Here is a 16,788-nt window from a genome sequence, read left to right as displayed (position 1 = left end):
GAGTGTTAGCACCTCCGGCCTTTTACTTTGCTGGCTTTTTTGTCATAGGATATCGGGTTTTTGTTTAAAATGAATACGTACTTTTTTTCCTTGGATCTGATAGTCAAATCGTGAACTATAGCTCAATCCTGTCAGGATATTTTCAAGACTTTCGTCGACAAACTTTCCAGAAACCATCAAGTCTCCAGGAATTGTATTTTCAAAAATGACTTCGACACCAAACCAATTTTCCAATCGCTCACTGGCCTTGGCAAAAGGTTCCTTATTAAAAATCAAGGTCTTATCCATCCAGGAAAGCACCATCTCAGAATCGAATTTATTTTTGCTCCAAGTCAATGCATCCTTTGAAGCCTGAATTCCCTCACCGGGATGGAGCTCTTCCTTTTCTTCTGAATCATCCTTTTCTACCAGCACCACGCCTGTCACCAGTGAGATCGCAATGTCCTCTCCCGGAAAGGAGGAAATATTAAAAGATGTCCCTAAGGCAGTCGTCGACAAAGCTCCTGTCTGCACAATAAATGGCCGGTTCTCATCATGGGCTACTTCGAAAAATGCCTCACCCTCCAATGTCAATAGCCGCAAGCTATCTGTAAAGCCTTTTTGATAGGTGACCTTGCTCCCAGAGTTCAAAAAGACCTTGGACCCATCCTCCAGTGTAATGGTCGATTTGACTCCTGCTGGAGCTTGTAGCACTTCCATTTCAGCCAATTTCGGAGGAGGGGGCGGTACTTTTTCCGGAAATGACCGAGTCAAAAAATAACCGACACAGCCTACCAGCAGCAGGACCGCTATGGCCTTCCTTTTCCACGCCACTCTTGATTTCTTTTGCTGCTCCGCTTGAAACTGCTTGATGGCAGACCACGAATCCATCGGAATGACTTTGGTTTCACTCGGCTCATCATGTTGCCTGTCTATTTCAGAAGAGATATTCTCCCACAGCTGCCTTTTCTCAAGCTTGGAGATTTGGGCCTTCTCCTGAGATAAATGAACCAAAAGCGTCCTTGCTTGCTCGATATCCTTGATTTTCTCAGGATGCTTGCGCATGTACGACTCCCAATAGAGCTTTGCATCTGCCTTGTTGGCAAAAATCCACTCCCTGAAAAGAGAGTCCAAAACAAAGTCTTCTACAGTATAATCTGATTTGCTCATGGGGTCGGTCTTCATAGCTATAAGACCGAGTAGACCCAGAGTTATCCTCTCAAATGGGATTTTTTTTAATAAAAATTAAGAATCAATAGATTAACCAAGAAAAGCCAATAAAAACAAAATATTCATCGCCTTGAACAGGTGTTTTTTAAGACTGGCTATCGCTTTCCATGCCAATGTGTAGGTAGATCGCAGATTGATATTCATGATCTGGGAAGTCTCCTCGTAGCTGAACTCCTCAAAAAACAGGCAGTTGATGACAGCTCTTTGTCTCTCCGGAAGTTTGGCAATCGCCTGAGACAGGCTTTCTCGCAGGTGATCCTCCACCTGAAATTGAATCAATTTAGACTCGGAGCTTTCTACTACTGCCTCACGCTCACCGGTATATTCCCAATTCATCTGCTGTGTCTTTTGATCTTTGCGGTGCAGCCTGAAAATCTTATGAGCCAAACACTTGTAAAGGTAGGAGCGCACTTGTACAGAGTCACTTAGTCGACCTCTATATTTCCAAAGATCCAAGAAAACCTCCTGAATAGCATCTTTAACCTGATCCTCTGAGCGGACTATTCCCATCCCAAAGGAGAAAAGGTCGTCGACATATTTTTGATAGAAAAATTCAAGCCCAGCCTGACTGCCCTCTTGCAAAAGTGTCCAATAGGTCGACTCCTCCCTGGAGGTTTGAGGGGCTAGGTTCATTGGGGAAATTGGGTTAGTTAATTGAAAGCTAAAATTTGAAAAAAAAGACAAAGTATAAAAAAGACGAGTATACTTTTTTTTAAACCATGAAGTGAAAAAATAGTGTAAAAACAAGAATAACACCTACTTATATCCTGATTCAGGCATCTGAAAGAACATTTAAACCACTCAAACAAAATCTGACTATTTGAATCACAACAGTCTAAGTTCAGCTTGAAAACAATAGATTTAGAATTTAGTCAATGGAAAATCCCATTACTTTTACCCCATGGACCAACAAATACTGATCGATCTGGTGACCAAACGAATGCCGTTTGGAAAGTACAAAGGACGGCTTCTTTGCGATATCCCTGAGCACTATTTGGTCTGGATGCATGGGAGGGGATTTCCGGAAGGCAAACTCGGCATGTGGCTCCATACACTCTATGAAATCCGACTCAACGGGCTAGAGGCCATATTGACCGAGCTCAAAAATAGGTACAAAGCCTGAGCCTTATTTTTCACTGATCCATTCCTCGTAGAGAATATTCACCGTCTGTCTGATCACGGCATTGTAGCCCTCTTCATAGGATGGGTCACAGCCATTGCTGATCACCACGATTCCATATTTTTCTTTAGGATCAAAAAACATCGCACTGTATAGTCCATATGCTGATCCAGTATGTCCAGTCAGCATTTCCCCCTCAATCAACTTGTCCGTTTTCCAGAGTGCAAGTCCATAATTCTCATCTGGTGAAAGCGGTGTTTGCATGATTTTCGAACTCTTTTTACTGATGATTTTGGCTTGCTCACCTTTGCCATGATTCATATGCATGATCATATATCTGGCAAGGTCAAGAGCTGAAATTTTCATCCCTCCAGTAGGAGAAAAAATAGGCGTGCTGTAGTTCTCAACATAATTCGCAATCTCTTCTTTCCGTGGTGCATAGGCTGCTGGAGACAGCTTGAATTCTTCAGTTTTGGTATCAAACGAATAAATATTGGCAAATTTCGTAGCATCCAATTCATTGACATTGAAGCCTCCATAAAGCCCCAAGGGCTCTAAAATGTGACTTTTGACATAGCGATCAAAGCGCTCTCCTGAATACTTCTCAATGATAGTTCCTGTCATATTGTAAGCCAGATTGCAATATTGATAGCCTTCCCCTGGAGCATAGGCATTGTATGCTTTTTCCCAATTTGGATTTTTGGCCGGATTGATCGCATCCAATGTGAAATAGCCCTCAGAATCATTGATACTGGATGTATGTGAAAGCAGCATTTTCAAGGTGATCACCCGATCTGGGTAGTTCGGATTTCTTACCTTGAAGCCCATCAAGTCGCTCACATCATCATCCAAACGTAACTTCTTCTGCTCCACCAGCTGCATGATAGAGGTAGCAGAAAAGGATTTGGAAATCGAGGCGATCCGGAAAATATCCGAACTAGACAGCTTGACTTTTCCATCCTCCTTCCAGCCGAAAGCTTCTTGATAAACCAAGTCTCCATCTTTGACCACAGCTACAGAGAGTCCCATGACTGGTCTATCCTCCATCAACTGACGTATCCTCAAAGTAACATCCTGAGCAGTAGCTACTGCAACATAACAAAACAAACACAGGGTAAGGACAGCTAGTTTTTTCATGCTTTCAAAGTACCCTGAATGCACAGCGAAAGGAAGAGAAACTTGTTGAAAGGCAGATTCTTTCCTCCTTGGACCAGAAAGTACCCGATGGGTCCGTCGAGATTTGGCTATATATTGTCAAATCCTTATCATTCCCTTATGAAAAATCTCTTTTCCATTTTTTTTGCCTTTTTGATCTTCAGCACTGCCTATTCCCAAGATCAAGATCTCTGGCCAGATGGCAGCCCTATTTCGGACTGGTTTCACGACGACTCCAAAATCTCACAAGCCTCGCTCGGCCAATCCTATATCATCACTGATCACGGGGTAAAAAATGATCCAGACCTGGTCCAAACGACTCAAATCCAAGAAGTCATCGACCTGGCTTCTCAAAATGGAGGCGGCGTAATCGTTATCCCAGAGGGCACTTTTCAAAGTGGAGCGCTTTTTTTCAAGCCGAATACTCACCTTCATGTCATGGAAGGTGCGGTGCTCAAAGGCTCCAATGACATCAATGAGTACCCAAAAATCCCCTCCCGAATGGAGGGACAAAACCTAGACTATTTCGCCGCTTTGGTCAATGCCTATGAGGTGGATGGATTTACGATTTCTGGCAAAGGAACCATCGATGGCAACGGTCTCAAATTCTGGGAAGCATTCTGGCAGAGACGAAAAGAAGATCCTAATTGTACCAATCTGGAAGTATCCAGGCCTCGGCTGGTTTTCATCTGGAAAAGCAACAACATCCAACTCCAAGATGTCAGTCTGATCAATGCTGGCTTTTGGAGTAGTCACTATTACCAGTGTGAAAATGTAAAAATCCTAGACCTCACGATCACCTCTCCCAGCTCTCCAGTCAAGGCTCCTAGTACGGATGCGATAGACCTAGATGTGGTGAAAAATGTCCTGATCAAAGGATGCTATCTCTCTGTCAATGACGATGCTATTGCACTGAAGGGAGGAAAAGGGCCCTGGGCCGATGAAGACCCAAACAATGGCGAAAACACACATGTGCTCATCGAAGACAGTGAATTTGGATTTTGCCACTCCGCACTGACATGTGGTAGCGAATCCATCCACAACAAAAACATCTTGATGCGAAACATCAAAATTCAAGATGCACATCGGCTTCTTTGGCTCAAAATGAGACCTGATACGCCTCAGCACTACGAATACATCACGGTAGAAAACATCGAGGGACAAGCTCACAGTTTCATCTATGTGAAGCCGTGGACCCAATTTTTTGATCTCAAAGGAAGACCGGATGTTCCACTTTCCTATTCGGATCACATCACGATGAAAGACATCAAACTGGAATGCGACATTTTCTTCGATGTAGCAATCACAGAGCATGATCGACTGTCGGACTTTCACTTCGAAAACATTGAGGTGCAAACCGAAAAAGCCAACTTCAAACCAGAACTTGTCTCGGGTTTTGAAATCAAAAATGTGAAGGTAAATGGAGCTACTTTGAATAAGTAGATAATCGCTACTCCATATCTAATTAGCACAAATAAGCCTTTCATTCATCAACCTATGAAATAAAGGGCTTTTGATCTTACAGAATAAAAGCATCCTCTTCAAAATCTAAAAATCTTTCATGCATCCATAGAACCCTCCTCCTAATTTCTCTGTTGAACAGAAGCAATAGGATCCGTCATTCGTGCTGAATCCGTATCTTTTCACCCTATCACTTTAGCTCAACAAAACTATGGACACATATTACAAACCGGAAGACTTAAAGAAATTTGGAAACATTGGCGAATTTCAGCAGGAGTTGGCTGACAAATTTTTTGATTATTATGGAGAAGTCTTCAAAGAAGGTGCATTGACAGCCCGCGAAAAATCACTAATTGCATTGGCGGTAGCTCATGCCATCCAGTGTCCCTACTGCATCGACGCATACACTTCTGATACTCTGGAAAAGGGCTGCAACGAAGAGCAACTCATGGAAGCTGTCCATGTAGCCGGAGCCATTCGAGGAGGAGCTTCTCTCGTGCACGGTGTGCAAATGATGAATCAGGCCAAAAAGAAAATGATGTGATATGAAATCACTGCAAAGACAAGGACATGTATTTGCAAAAGGAGAAGCCCAATTGGACGTACTCAATCGAGACGGTTTTGAGCCTTTTGTAGAAAAGCTTCAGACGATTGGACTTTCTCCACTCACACCTACAGGAGTGGACATCTTTCAGATGAATCTGGGTAAAATGTGCAATCAAACCTGTAAACACTGCCATGTAGATGCCGGACCGGATCGCAAGGAAATCATGACCAAGGAAACCATGCAGCAATGTCTGGACATCCTTGGAGCATATGACATCCCCTCTCTCGACCTTACTGGAGGAGCTCCCGAGATGAATCCACATTTCAGATGGCTGGTCGAGCAGGCTTCAGGTATGGGGAAGCATGTCATGGATCGCTGCAATCTGACCATCATCAATGCCAATAAAAAATACCACGATCTCCCAGAGTTTTTTGCAGAGCATCAGGTAGAGGTCATTTCTTCCCTACCCCATTACACTTCTTTGAGGACAGATCGCCAGCGAGGAGATGGCGTATTTGACCGATCCATCGATGCCATGCGCAGGCTCAATGAGGTCGGTTATGGAATAGAAGGAAGTGGGTTGCAGTTCAATCTGGTCTATAATCCCACCGGAGCAATTCTGCCCGGTCCGCAGGAATCATTGGAAGCAGACTTCAAACGTGAACTAAAGCGGAAATTCGGAGTGGAATTCAACCAACTCTTTGTGATCACCAATATGCCTATTAGTCGCTTTTTGGATTACCTGATCTCAAGTGGCAATTATGAGGAATACATGCAGACACTGATAGAGGCTTTCAATCCTTCTGCTGCGTCTGGAGTGATGTGCCGAAACACCCTTTCTATCGGCTGGGATGGCTACCTCTACGATTGTGATTTCAATCAGATGCTGGATTTAAAAGTTGCTGGCAAATCACAACACATCAGCGATTTTGATATGAAAGCCTTGCAGTCTCGCGCTATTGTTCTCAATCAACACTGCTATGGCTGCACCGCTGGCCTTGGCTCCAGTTGCGGGGGACAGACGACCTGAAACCAATTGATTTAAAGCACTTTATAAAGCATTCAAATAAAATTTAAGTTTTTTTGATTCAGAGGGGAACTATTCAATCTTGATTATGATTGAACGTTCATTCACTCTATGGAAAATCAACAAGACAAAAAAAGTCAGATCATCCGCAGCGGACTGGAACTGATCAACGAGCACGGATTTCACGGCTGTCCGATCAGTCAGGTAGCCAAAAAAGCCGGGGTCGCAGCGGGAACTATTTACACCTACTTCGAAAGCAAAGAAGAGATGATTCAGGGGATTTTTCAGGATGTCATCCAGAAACAACATCGGGAAGTCACCTCCAAGGACGATCCGAATCTTCCTTTTAAAGAAAGGTTCTTTAGCTTTTGGGACAATTTGCTGGAATTCTACTCCGAAAACCCTGACATTCAAGGGTTTTTGGAACAGTTCTTAAAATCCCCCTACAATTCGGAGGAGCTGCAAGCCAAGCATCCAGAGTGGTTTCAATGGACCCAAAATTTTTACTTAGATGGTATCAAAGAAGGAGCCATCAAGGATCTCAACCCAATTATCCTAAAAATACTGGTCAACGAATCAGCCCAGTCTCTGGCCAAGGTCAAAAAGAATTTTGCTCAAAAACTTGAGCGGAATCAGGTGGATCTATCCTCCTATCCTTATCTGATCTGGGACGCGATCAAGGCCAACTGATAGGTACTGATTCACTTCCGGCGCTGGCTGCTGGTTTTTTTGAAACCGCTCAGCTACAAAGCCAGTCCCGGTAGTCCAAAATATATATTCTTAAACCAACTAATTAATTTTCAAATGACCTATTCGAAGCAGTCCCTGCTCCTCAGCCTAGGACTCTTTTTATCCACAATCCGGGTGATGGCGCAGGAGGAAATCCCCAAACTCGAAGGCCAAGTAGGCCTTCAGGAAGTGCTGGATTATGCCATGATCCAAAGCCCTACTATTCGACAAGCCCAGCTAGACGAGCAGATCGGAGATCGAGAGATCAAAGCCAACATCGCAGGCTGGTATCCTCAGATCACCGCCAGTGCGGCAGGGGCCTACAATATTAAGTTGCAGACCAATGCGATTGGAGACCAGCTGATCACTTTTGGTCAGCCATACAACTCCAACGTCCTGCTGCAAGTAGATCAAAACCTCTTCACGCGCGATCAGCTTTTCGCTTCCAAAACATCCAAGTACTATCGAAGCCAGCTGGAGGATGTCATCGAAAATGCCAAAATCAATACTGTAGTGGATGTGACGAGGGCATTTTATAGCATCCTGCTTTCAGAAGAAGAACTAAAAATCGTAGAAGAAAATCTGGAAAGGCTGGAGAAGCAGTACAAAGATGCCAAAGTGCGCTATGAGACAGGCTTGGTGGACAAGACGGACTATCAGCGTGCCTTTATCACCTTGACCAATGCCAAGAGCAATCAAAATCGGGTGATGAATTCTTTCGAAGCAAAATACAGCTATTTAAAGCAACTCATCGGGCATCCTGACAATGCAGAATTTACCATTGCTTACGACGTCAAAGGCGCCATCGATGAGATCGCTCAGGACAGTACCGATCCGCTGATTTTGGAAAATAGAGTCGAATACAGACTCATGCAGACTCAGCAGTCTCTCAATGAAATCCAGACAGCCTATGAAAAGTGGAACTACTTGCCTCAGCTTTCAGCCTACTACCGCTACAACTGGATGTATTTCAACGAAAACTTCTCCGATCTCTACCAGCAATCCTACCCCACTTCTGCAGTAGGGCTGAATCTTTCCATCCCGATTTTTCAGGGTGGCAAAAGAGTGCATCGGGTGAAAGCTGCACAGCTTCAAGTGGAGCGTGGCCAAGTGGAATTGCAAGATCTCTCCAATCAGATCAACACAGAGTATGAGACCGCTCTGGCAGCCTATAATTCCAGCCTTTACGAGTGGGAAATCATCCGTGAAAACATGGAGATGGCTGAGAATGTCTATGACATCATCAAAATGCAATACGACGAGGGTGTCAAAGCCTATGTGGATCTGGTCGTAGCAGAGACCGACCTTCAGACCGCCCAAATCAATCATATCAATGCTTTCTATCAAGTGCTGCTTTCCAAATTAGACTTGGATCAAGCCTTGGGATCTATCAACTATTAACCGGCTAAAAATTTTCTATACCATGAGATCATATCTTACCCTATTTTCTTTTGCTGTGTTGCTTTTGGCAGCCAGCTCCTGTGGGCAAAATGCACAGACAGCCCAACAGGCACCTCCTCCTACGCTGGTGACCACCGTGCAGGTACACAAGCAAGCAGTCACCGGAACAGATGTTTATCCAGCGACTTTGGTACCGCTCAATGAGGTCGAAATCCGTCCCCAGATCAGTGGCTACATCACCAACATCTATGTGAAAGACGGCGAACAAGTCAAAAAAGGACAGAAACTTTATGAAATCGACCGAAGCAAATATGCTGCATCTCTGGAGCAAACCAGAGCTTTGGTACAAAGTGCAGAAGCTAATCTGGCTCGACTCAAAAAAGACTACGAAAGATATCAGCGTCTAGACCAGGAAGATGCGATTGCAAAGCAGACATTGGATCATGCACATACGGAAGTTTTGAACGCTGAAGCGCAATTGTCCTCAGCCAAAGCCCAAATGGAATCTGCGACCACTGACTACCAATATTCTGTATTGACAGCTCCTTTTGATGGGACTGTAGGAATCTCTCAGGTGCGCTTGGGTTCGCAAGTCTCACCAGGACAACCACTGCTCAATACGCTTTCTTCCAATGATCCTATGTCTCTCAACTTTGTGATCAATGAAAGAGAAATCCCTCGCTTCAACAGACTGCTAAGAGCTGAAGACAACCCTGACTCCTTGTTTAGAATCAGGTTTAGCGATGGGTCTATCTACACTCAAAGTGGAGAATTCACGACGATCGATAGAGCCGTAGGCAGACAGTCCGGCACGATCAATCTTCGCGTCAATTTCCCAAATCCTGATGCAGAATTGATTCCCGGTATGACCGTGAACCTACTCGTGATGAACGAGGATATCGGTGAGCAAATCCTGATTCCCTACAAGGCTGTGACCGAGCAAATGGGCGAATACTTCGTGTATGTCGTCCAAGCCGACAACACTGTGAAGCAGCAAAATGTCACTTTGGGAACTCAAATCGGTGAGGGAATCGTCGTTCGTAATGGGCTCTCTGATGGAGACAAAATCGTCATCACCGGAATCCAAAAGTTGCGAGAAGGAGCTCCTATCAGAGAGCAGGCTGCTCAATAAATCATTTTTCATTCAGATTTGATCCATTACACATGATATCAGACGTATTTATAAAACGGCCCGTGACGGCAATGGTGATCTCGATCGTCATCTTGCTTGTCGGCACACTGGCCATCCTCAATCTCCCCGTGACTCAATATCCGGATATCACCCCGCCGGTGGTTTCTGTCTCTGCCAATTACACCGGGGCCGATGCGAAAACGGTAGAGCAGACAGTAGCCACTCCGATTGAGACCCAAGTCAATGGGACTCCGGGAATGGCCTACATTTCCTCCAACAATACCTCCACCGGTCAGATGCAGATGAATGTCACCTTCGAAGTAGGAACTGACATTGACATCGCGACACTGGATGTGCAAAACCGTGTTTCCATCGCTGAGCCTTCCTTGCCTGAAGCGGTAAGAAGACTCGGAGTCACCGTGAGAAAGAGAAATCCATCCATCATGATGGTGCTCAGCATCACCTCTCCCAACGGGACTCACGACTCCAAATTCCTCTCCAACTATGCCAATATTTTCATCAAAGACGCCTTGCTTCGGGTAAATGGTGTTGGTGATATTACTGCCATCGGTCAGGATTTCAGTATGAGAGTGTGGCTCAAACCAGACAAACTCGCTCAATATGGCATCTCTGCCAGAGAAGTGACTGCAGCGATCCAGGAGCAAAACCTTCAAGTAGCTGCGGGAACCGTAGGCAGCATGCCGCAATTTGACACCCAAGCTTTCGAATATCCGATCACAGTCAATGGTCGATTGGAGCGTGCCGAGGAGTTTGAGGACATCGTATTACGCACCAACCCACAAGATGGATCATTGGTGTATCTGAGAGATGTGGCCCGTATCGAGCTGGGACAGTTTGACTATGGTCGCTACTCGACATTGGACGGAGAGGAAGCTGCTATTTTGCTAGTCTACCAGGCTCCGGGAAGTAATGCGCTAGAAACTGCAGAAGGAGTCTATGCGGCTTTGGAAGAACTCAAAGCAAGCTTCCCTTCAGACATGGACTTTACCGTTCCATTTGAGTCTGTCTCAGTGGTAGAAGTTTCTATCAATGAAGTAATGCACACATTTGTCGAGGCATTGATCTTGGTGATTGTGGTGGTATTTCTCTTTTTGCAAAGCTGGAGAGCTACCTTGGTTCCTGTACTGGCGATTCCGGTTTCTATCATCGGTACCTTTATTTTCTTCCCATTGCTTGGTTTCACGATCAATACGCTGACACTCTTTGGATTTGTATTGGCGATCGGAATCGTGGTGGATGATGCGATCGTGGTAGTAGAGGCGGTTCAGCACTACATCGACACTCGAAAAATCTCTGCGAAAGAGGCTACCCGATTGGCAATGAAAGACATTACCGCACCGGTGATTGCCATTGCTTTGATTTTGGCAGCGGTATTTATTCCGGTAGGTTTTATCCCAGGCATTGTGGGGAGAATGTACCAGCAGTTTGCGATTACAATTGCGATTTCTGTTTTGATTTCTGCATTTGTCGCATTGAGTTTGACGCCAGCCTTGTGTACGCTTTTGCTCAAGCCATCTGAAGTCAATGAGCATGGCAAAGGACTCAACAAGTTTTTCTACAAGTTCAATTTATGGTTTGAAAGAACTACCAGTTCTTATACTTCTGGTGTGAGAAATACGATCAAAAAAGCTCCTTTGATGTTGATTTTGCTGATCTGTATTTTCGCAGGTACTTATGGACTCTTCCAAGCCAAGCCTACTGGTTTCCTTCCTACTGAAGATGAAGGAAGGCTTTTCGTGACTCTACAGCTTCCTGAAGGCGCGGCAAGTAATCGAACTCAGGCTGTCATGCAGCAGATGAACCAAATCCTAGAAGAAACTGATGGAATCAACCACGTGACCGGGATTGGTGGACTGAACGTGATCAACTTCTCTTTCAAACCTAATGCTGCTACCTTCTTTGTGCAGATGGATCCTTGGGATGAGCGAAAAGAACCTTCTTTGCAGCTAGGCGGTTTGCTGGGCACTTTGAACCAGAAATTTGCAGCCATCACAGAAGGAAACATTGTGGTAGTTCCGCCACCTGCGATTCCGGGCTTGGGTAGCACGGGCGGTTTCAGCTTTATGCTGGAGCAGCGATCCGCTCTCGGAGATATCAAAGAATTTGAGCAAACCATGGGACAATTTCTGGCGGCTGCCAACCAGCGTCCAGAGATCGCCATGGCCTATAGTTTCTTTACGGCAAAAACACCAGGCTATCATGTGACGGTAGATCGTGAAAAAGCCAAAAAACTGGGCGTGCCGCTTTCTGAGATTTTCACCACGATGTCCAACTACATGGGGAGCTCCTATGTCAATGACTTCACGAGATACGGGAGAAACTTCCGAGTGGTAGCGCAAGCTGACACTACCTACCGCGCCGGGATCAACAATCTGGAACAATACTATGTGCAGAGTAGCAGCGGTGAGTCAGTTCCCTTGAGTGCGCTGATCAGCTATGAAGTGGTGGAAAATGCTCCAGTGATTTCCCACTACAACCTATTCCGCTCCGCTGAAATCAACGGAAACGCCGCTCCGGGTTATTCTTCCGGTCAAGCCTTGGCGGCCTTGGAAGAAGTGGCCGCTGAGGTGTTGCCAGCGGGTTATGGATACGATTTCTCTGGCTTGAGTAGAGAAGAGCTTTCATCCGGCAATTCTACCATTTTGATTTTCACTTTGGCAATTGTCTTGGTTTCCTTGCTTTTGGCAGCCTTGTATGAAAGCTGGTCTGTGCCATTCTCAGTACTTTTGGCGCTGCCACTAGGAGCTTTCGGAGCGATCATCGCATTGCATTTCCTTCCAAAACTAGACAACAACGTCTATGCCCAGATTGGTTTGATTACCCTGATCGGTTTGGCTGCGAAAAACGCCATTTTGATCGTGGAGTTTGCCAAAGAGCGGGTGGACAGAGGCATGCCTTTGCTTCAGGCTACTTTGGAAGCTGTAAGATTGAGGCTGAGACCGATTATCATGACCTCATTAGCATTTATTCTTGGAGTAGTGCCTTTGGCGATTTCCAATGGAGCTGGTGCGGTAGCGAGACAGACCATCGGATGGACTGTGATCGGAGGAATGCTAGCTGCAACCTTCTTGGCTATTTTCTTTGTGCCAGTGCTCTATGTAGTGATCACAAAGATCGCTTATGGCAAAAAAGAACTGGCAAGACTAGAATCCACCTATGTCCCTGAAGAAGGGGACGGAGGACATTAATAACAGAAATAAATCTCATAAGAAAATGCCGGCTAGAAAGTCGGCATTTTCTGTTTTTAGCTGTTTTGACCATTTAGTTTTTACCAGAAAAAAGAAGCACACAAACAGCCAATTATTGTTTACTGGCTCAGTTCTAAAATTTTATTTAACACGTAATTGATTGATTTCCAATATTAACCGATCAGATTTCTATAAAACAAAATCACAAGAAGCTCTTACAAATACAATTAGTTTTGAGTAACTTACACGTCTACCCTTTCATACTTTTTATAATCTTTTTAATAGTGCATCATGAAACCAGCGACACGCTATACCAAAAGCGGAAGTATCAACATTGCTTATCAAGTTTTCGGCTCTGGGTCGATCGACTTAGTGTACATACCCGGCTGGGTATCCAATATCGACCTGATGTGGACTTGTCCTTCCTTGGCTGATTTCCTTCAGGGATTGGGGCAAATCTGTCGGGTTATTCTTTTTGACAAAAGAGGAACCGGACTATCTGATCGGATCAGCGAGCTCTCAACTTTAGAAGATCGAATGGACGACATCCGAGCAGTGATGGATGCTGTACATTCCCCGAAAGCCGTCCTTTTTGGCCATTCGGAAGGCGGCTCTGTCTCGGCTCTTTTTGCTGCCACCTATCCACATCGAACGATCTCCCTGATTTGTTTTGGGATCTTTGCAAAGAGAAAATATTCACCAGACTATCCTTGGGCACCGACTGATCAGGAGCGGCAAAAGGTCTATGACATGATCGAAAACAGCTGGGGAAGCGGTGAAATGGAACTGGAAACCTTAGCCCCATCCCGCGCCGATGATCCGGAATTTATGGATTGGCTGGCTCAGTACTTCAGGTCAGGAGCCAGTCCAAGTGCAGCGATGGTATTGACCAAAATGAATACGCTAGTGGATATCGTCAATATTCTGAATACGATCCGGGTGCCGACATTGATGATGCAGCGGGTGCATGACATCGATGTCAAAATCGAAGAGGGACGCTTCATTTCACAGCGGATTCCGGGTGCCACTTTTGTAGAGTTAGAAGGAAGTGATCATTTGTTTTGGGCAGAGAACAGTTCTGAAATTCTGGAGCTCATGAAGACTTTTATCCTCAATACTCAAGCCTCTCTTCCCATTGAGCAAAAACTAACCTGCATCCTCACGGCCAATATCCAACCTAATTCAAATAATGCTGAACTCGAGTGGCACTCAGTTCGGCAGTTGATTGCCAAATTCAAAGGAAAAACGGTTCATCAGGGTTCTGATTCTTTGGCACTCTCCTTTGATGGACCTAGCAAAGCGGTTTACTGTGGCAAAGGCTTGATAGAGCTATTCAAACAACAGGGAAGAAAGTCTGCGATTGCAATCCATATGATGGAGGTCTCGCTTCAGACTTCACTTTGGCACAATGAAAAGACAAAAATCTGGTTAGATGAAATGCTAACGAAGGCAATTCCCAACCAAATCCTGATCACTGAAACAGTAAAAAACCTGCTTTCCGGTACGGGGCTTACCATTCAAAAAAGCCTCCATTTTTTAAAGCCTTCCAAGTCAAAACCCCAAGATCTCTACAAAGTCAGCGACACTATTCCGAGCAACACACATCTGACCAGCAACCTGCCGCAATCTTGGAGCGAGTCATTTTTGGAGGATGTCATCCGATGTATCGATGAAAACCTGAATAATGAACAATTCAGCTTGGAAATCCTATCCAAGGAAATGGCTGTCAGTGAAAGGCAACTGCAACGAAAACTCAAAGCCATCAGCAACAAATCACCGAATCAACTCATCTCTTCCGTCAGACTTCATCGCGCCAAAGAGCTACTAAACACACGCAAATTTGGAGTATCTGAGATCGCCTTTCAGACAGGCTTCTCCAATCCCTCCTATTTTTCCAAATGCTTTAAAAGGGAATTTGGCATCAGCCCATCTTCCTTGATATCAGAATTTTAAAGAAAACTGCTTTTTATTGAGTCTTGTCGGTTTTGTAGGGATATCTGGCGGAAATTGACACGTCCATGTCACTTTGCAGAGCTAATTTGAATTCTCAACTTCATCAAGAAACCATGGAATCAAATCAGCAATCCAACATCGAGATCCCCAAAGAACTCATCAACTGGAGCAAATGGATGATCGGAATCAATTTTTCGGCCGGCACCGGATGCGTAGTTGTCCTTCGGGATATCAAAGCCACAGCAGCCCCTATCATGGTATTTTGGCTCCAAACCGCCATCACTTCCTTTGCGTTCACGATTCTTTCCGCCGTAGTATTCAACCTGATTCTATCTCTCGAGGTAAGAAGTGATTTCACACTCAAACGGAAACACTGGATATTGGGAGGCACACAGTTGCTTTTCTTTACCTGCGCTTTTTTTGCACTAATCGCCTGGATCCGAGGCTAAATAGATTCGTCCTTCCTCTCTTTTTGTTGTCGGATTTGTTACAGACTTTGTCGCAAAAGTATTAAAAGCAAGGCACTTACATCATTTACCTTTGTAAAGTAGCGATAGTAAGACTCCAAATCCCCGGGGCTTTGACTTGGATTTTTATTGGGCTTTTTACTCTTCAGTGTAGCGGGATGTAACCTGCTACCGCAGAGAGCATTTTCTAAATAATTTCATTTTCAATCTCAAAATTCAATTATCATGGCAGTTACAATTTTTCAACACGCACATTTCAAGGGAACTAGAGCCACTTACGGATTAGGCCAATATGTGACCATTCCGATCGGCAATGACCAAATCAGTTCCATCAAAATAGAACCTGGCTTTTTCGCCTATTTCTATTTGCACACTGGCTTCCGTGGGCAAAGATTAGTTTTGTTTCCTGGCGAATACCCCTTTGTAGAAGCTTGGAATGACCATATCAGCTCGATGGAAATATTTGAACATGATGAAAAACTCTATCCTTTGGTGAGCTTTTTCCAGCATATCAATTTCGGTGGGTTCAAGCAAAACCTGGCGGGTCTGGGAGAAGTCGCCAGTTACAACTCTCCTTTTATGAGAAATGATAGCATTACCTCTATGAAAGTTCCAGATGGCGTGAAGGTGATCCTTTTTGAACATGTGAATCTGGGAGGAAAAAGCAGGGAATTTGGTCCGGGAGACTATCCTAACTTGGCTCATTTCGGATTTCATGACAATGCCTCGAGTGTACAGATCCTGCGTCCAGATTTGGAGTTGGTCAATATCGAGTATGTAAACGAGGTTGTTCTTCCTGATGGGCAGCCGATAGGCCTCTCCGACTCTACGCTCAATGATTCGAATCTGGAAACAGTAAGCACACTCACCTTGGAAAGCGAGATCTCCAAATCTACCTCCAGAAGCTTCAGCCAATCTACCTTGGTGGGGATCACAGTCACTACCAGTACAAGCGTCGGAGTGGAAAGAGGTCCATTATCTGCTGAGGTGGCAAACAGCGTGAGCACAACTTTCGAAAACAGCTTTACAATCGGTGAGGAAGAGACCACCAGCATCACCAGTAAATTCACCAAATCGGTGACGATCAAAATTCCGCCGATGACTATCGGTGAGGTCACACAACTCCTGACCCCCAAAAGAGTCCGATTGGATGCGATTTACACATTTAGACTGAAGGGGACAGAAAACACCTTCAAACAAGATGTGTCCATTCTATTCGAGGAATTCCAAGAAGGGGAAGCTATTGTTACCGAAACTCCTATTGAGATTTTTGAAGGAGCCGACGTATAAACTTTTGAATCTTCATTTGTCAAAATGGCCAGGAAGTTATTCTTGGCCATTTTTTTTGAAAAGAATCCAATATGAAGATTTGATGAAT

The 16,788-nt window shown here is 44.8% G+C and carries 14 protein-coding genes; 11 read left to right on the top strand and 3 right to left on the bottom strand.

Annotation, left to right across the window (positions count from 1 at the left end; genetic code table 11):
• Nucleotides 1–42: 42 nt before the first annotated feature.
• Both G460_RS22655 and G460_RS0109890 read right to left on the bottom strand, forming a co-directional pair.
• On the bottom strand, nt 43–1,149 hold the full coding sequence (locus G460_RS22655) for a FecR family protein (protein WP_169817509.1): 1,107 nt from the start codon (nt 1,147–1,149) through the stop codon (nt 43–45).
• A gap of 90 nt (nt 1,150–1,239) precedes the next feature.
• Nucleotides 1,240–1,842: an RNA polymerase sigma factor gene (locus G460_RS0109890; RefSeq protein WP_026955205.1), complete on the bottom strand. Its 603-nt coding sequence runs from the start codon at nt 1,840–1,842 to the stop codon at nt 1,240–1,242.
• A 268-nt stretch (nt 1,843–2,110) separates the two neighbouring features.
• Here G460_RS0109890 and G460_RS0109885 point away from each other — a divergent pair, with 268 nt between their 5' ends.
• Complete coding sequence (locus G460_RS0109885; protein WP_026955204.1) at nt 2,111–2,332, top strand: DUF3820 family protein; 222 nt, start codon at nt 2,111–2,113, stop codon at nt 2,330–2,332.
• A gap of 3 nt (nt 2,333–2,335) precedes the next feature.
• Here G460_RS0109885 and G460_RS0109880 read toward each other — a convergent pair whose 3' ends face one another.
• The gene (locus tag G460_RS0109880) at nt 2,336–3,466 is read right to left on the bottom strand and encodes a serine hydrolase domain-containing protein (protein WP_026955203.1); all 1,131 of its coding nucleotides are present in this window, start codon (nt 3,464–3,466) and stop codon (nt 2,336–2,338) included.
• A gap of 138 nt (nt 3,467–3,604) precedes the next feature.
• Between G460_RS0109880 and G460_RS0109875 the strand changes: the two genes are divergently transcribed.
• The 10 genes from G460_RS0109875 (at nt 3,605) to G460_RS0109830 (ending at nt 16,700) form a co-directional block, all read left to right on the top strand.
• Complete coding sequence (locus G460_RS0109875; protein ID WP_026955202.1) at nt 3,605–4,927, top strand: rhamnogalacturonidase; 1,323 nt, start codon at nt 3,605–3,607, stop codon at nt 4,925–4,927.
• 229 nt (nt 4,928–5,156) lie between these two features.
• Entirely contained in the window at nt 5,157–5,489 is a 333-nt protein-coding gene (locus G460_RS0109870; RefSeq protein WP_026955201.1) for an arsenosugar biosynthesis-associated peroxidase-like protein, read from the top strand.
• 1 nt (nt 5,490) lies between these two features.
• Nucleotides 5,491–6,522, top strand: coding sequence for an arsenosugar biosynthesis radical SAM (seleno)protein ArsS (gene arsS / locus G460_RS0109865; RefSeq protein WP_026955200.1), 1,032 nt, complete (start codon nt 5,491–5,493; stop codon nt 6,520–6,522).
• A gap of 108 nt (nt 6,523–6,630) precedes the next feature.
• A complete protein-coding gene (locus G460_RS0109860) occupies nt 6,631–7,209 on the top strand; it encodes a TetR/AcrR family transcriptional regulator (RefSeq protein ID WP_026955199.1) in 579 nt (192 codons plus the stop codon).
• A 114-nt stretch (nt 7,210–7,323) separates the two neighbouring features.
• The gene (locus G460_RS0109855; RefSeq protein ID WP_026955198.1) at nt 7,324–8,649 is read left to right on the top strand and encodes a TolC family protein; all 1,326 of its coding nucleotides are present in this window, start codon (nt 7,324–7,326) and stop codon (nt 8,647–8,649) included.
• A gap of 22 nt (nt 8,650–8,671) precedes the next feature.
• On the top strand, nt 8,672–9,781 hold the full coding sequence (locus G460_RS0109850; protein ID WP_026955197.1) for an efflux RND transporter periplasmic adaptor subunit: 1,110 nt from the start codon (nt 8,672–8,674) through the stop codon (nt 9,779–9,781).
• A gap of 32 nt (nt 9,782–9,813) precedes the next feature.
• The gene (locus G460_RS0109845; RefSeq protein ID WP_026955196.1) at nt 9,814–12,990 is read left to right on the top strand and encodes an efflux RND transporter permease subunit; all 3,177 of its coding nucleotides are present in this window, start codon (nt 9,814–9,816) and stop codon (nt 12,988–12,990) included.
• A 291-nt stretch (nt 12,991–13,281) separates the two neighbouring features.
• Nucleotides 13,282–14,943 (top strand): alpha/beta fold hydrolase, encoded by a 1,662-nt coding sequence (locus G460_RS22650; RefSeq protein WP_051315997.1) that lies wholly within the window; start codon nt 13,282–13,284, stop codon nt 14,941–14,943.
• A 113-nt stretch (nt 14,944–15,056) separates the two neighbouring features.
• Nucleotides 15,057–15,392: a hypothetical protein gene (locus tag G460_RS0109835; RefSeq protein WP_157366907.1), complete on the top strand. Its 336-nt coding sequence runs from the start codon at nt 15,057–15,059 to the stop codon at nt 15,390–15,392.
• Nucleotides 15,393–15,635: 243 nt separating this feature from the next.
• Nucleotides 15,636–16,700 carry a beta/gamma crystallin-related protein gene (locus G460_RS0109830; RefSeq protein WP_026955194.1) on the top strand — a complete coding sequence of 355 codons (1,065 nt, stop codon included), beginning with the start codon at nt 15,636–15,638 and terminating at the stop codon, nt 16,698–16,700.
• Nucleotides 16,701–16,788 lie beyond the last annotated feature (88 nt).

The sequence above is a fragment of the Algoriphagus vanfongensis DSM 17529 genome (assembly GCF_000429465.1).
GTDB classification, from domain to species: Bacteria; Bacteroidota; Bacteroidia; order Cytophagales; family Cyclobacteriaceae; genus Algoriphagus; species Algoriphagus vanfongensis.
The sequence above is the reverse complement of the archived record's forward strand: the minus strand, read 5'-3'. Positions and strand labels throughout refer to the sequence as shown.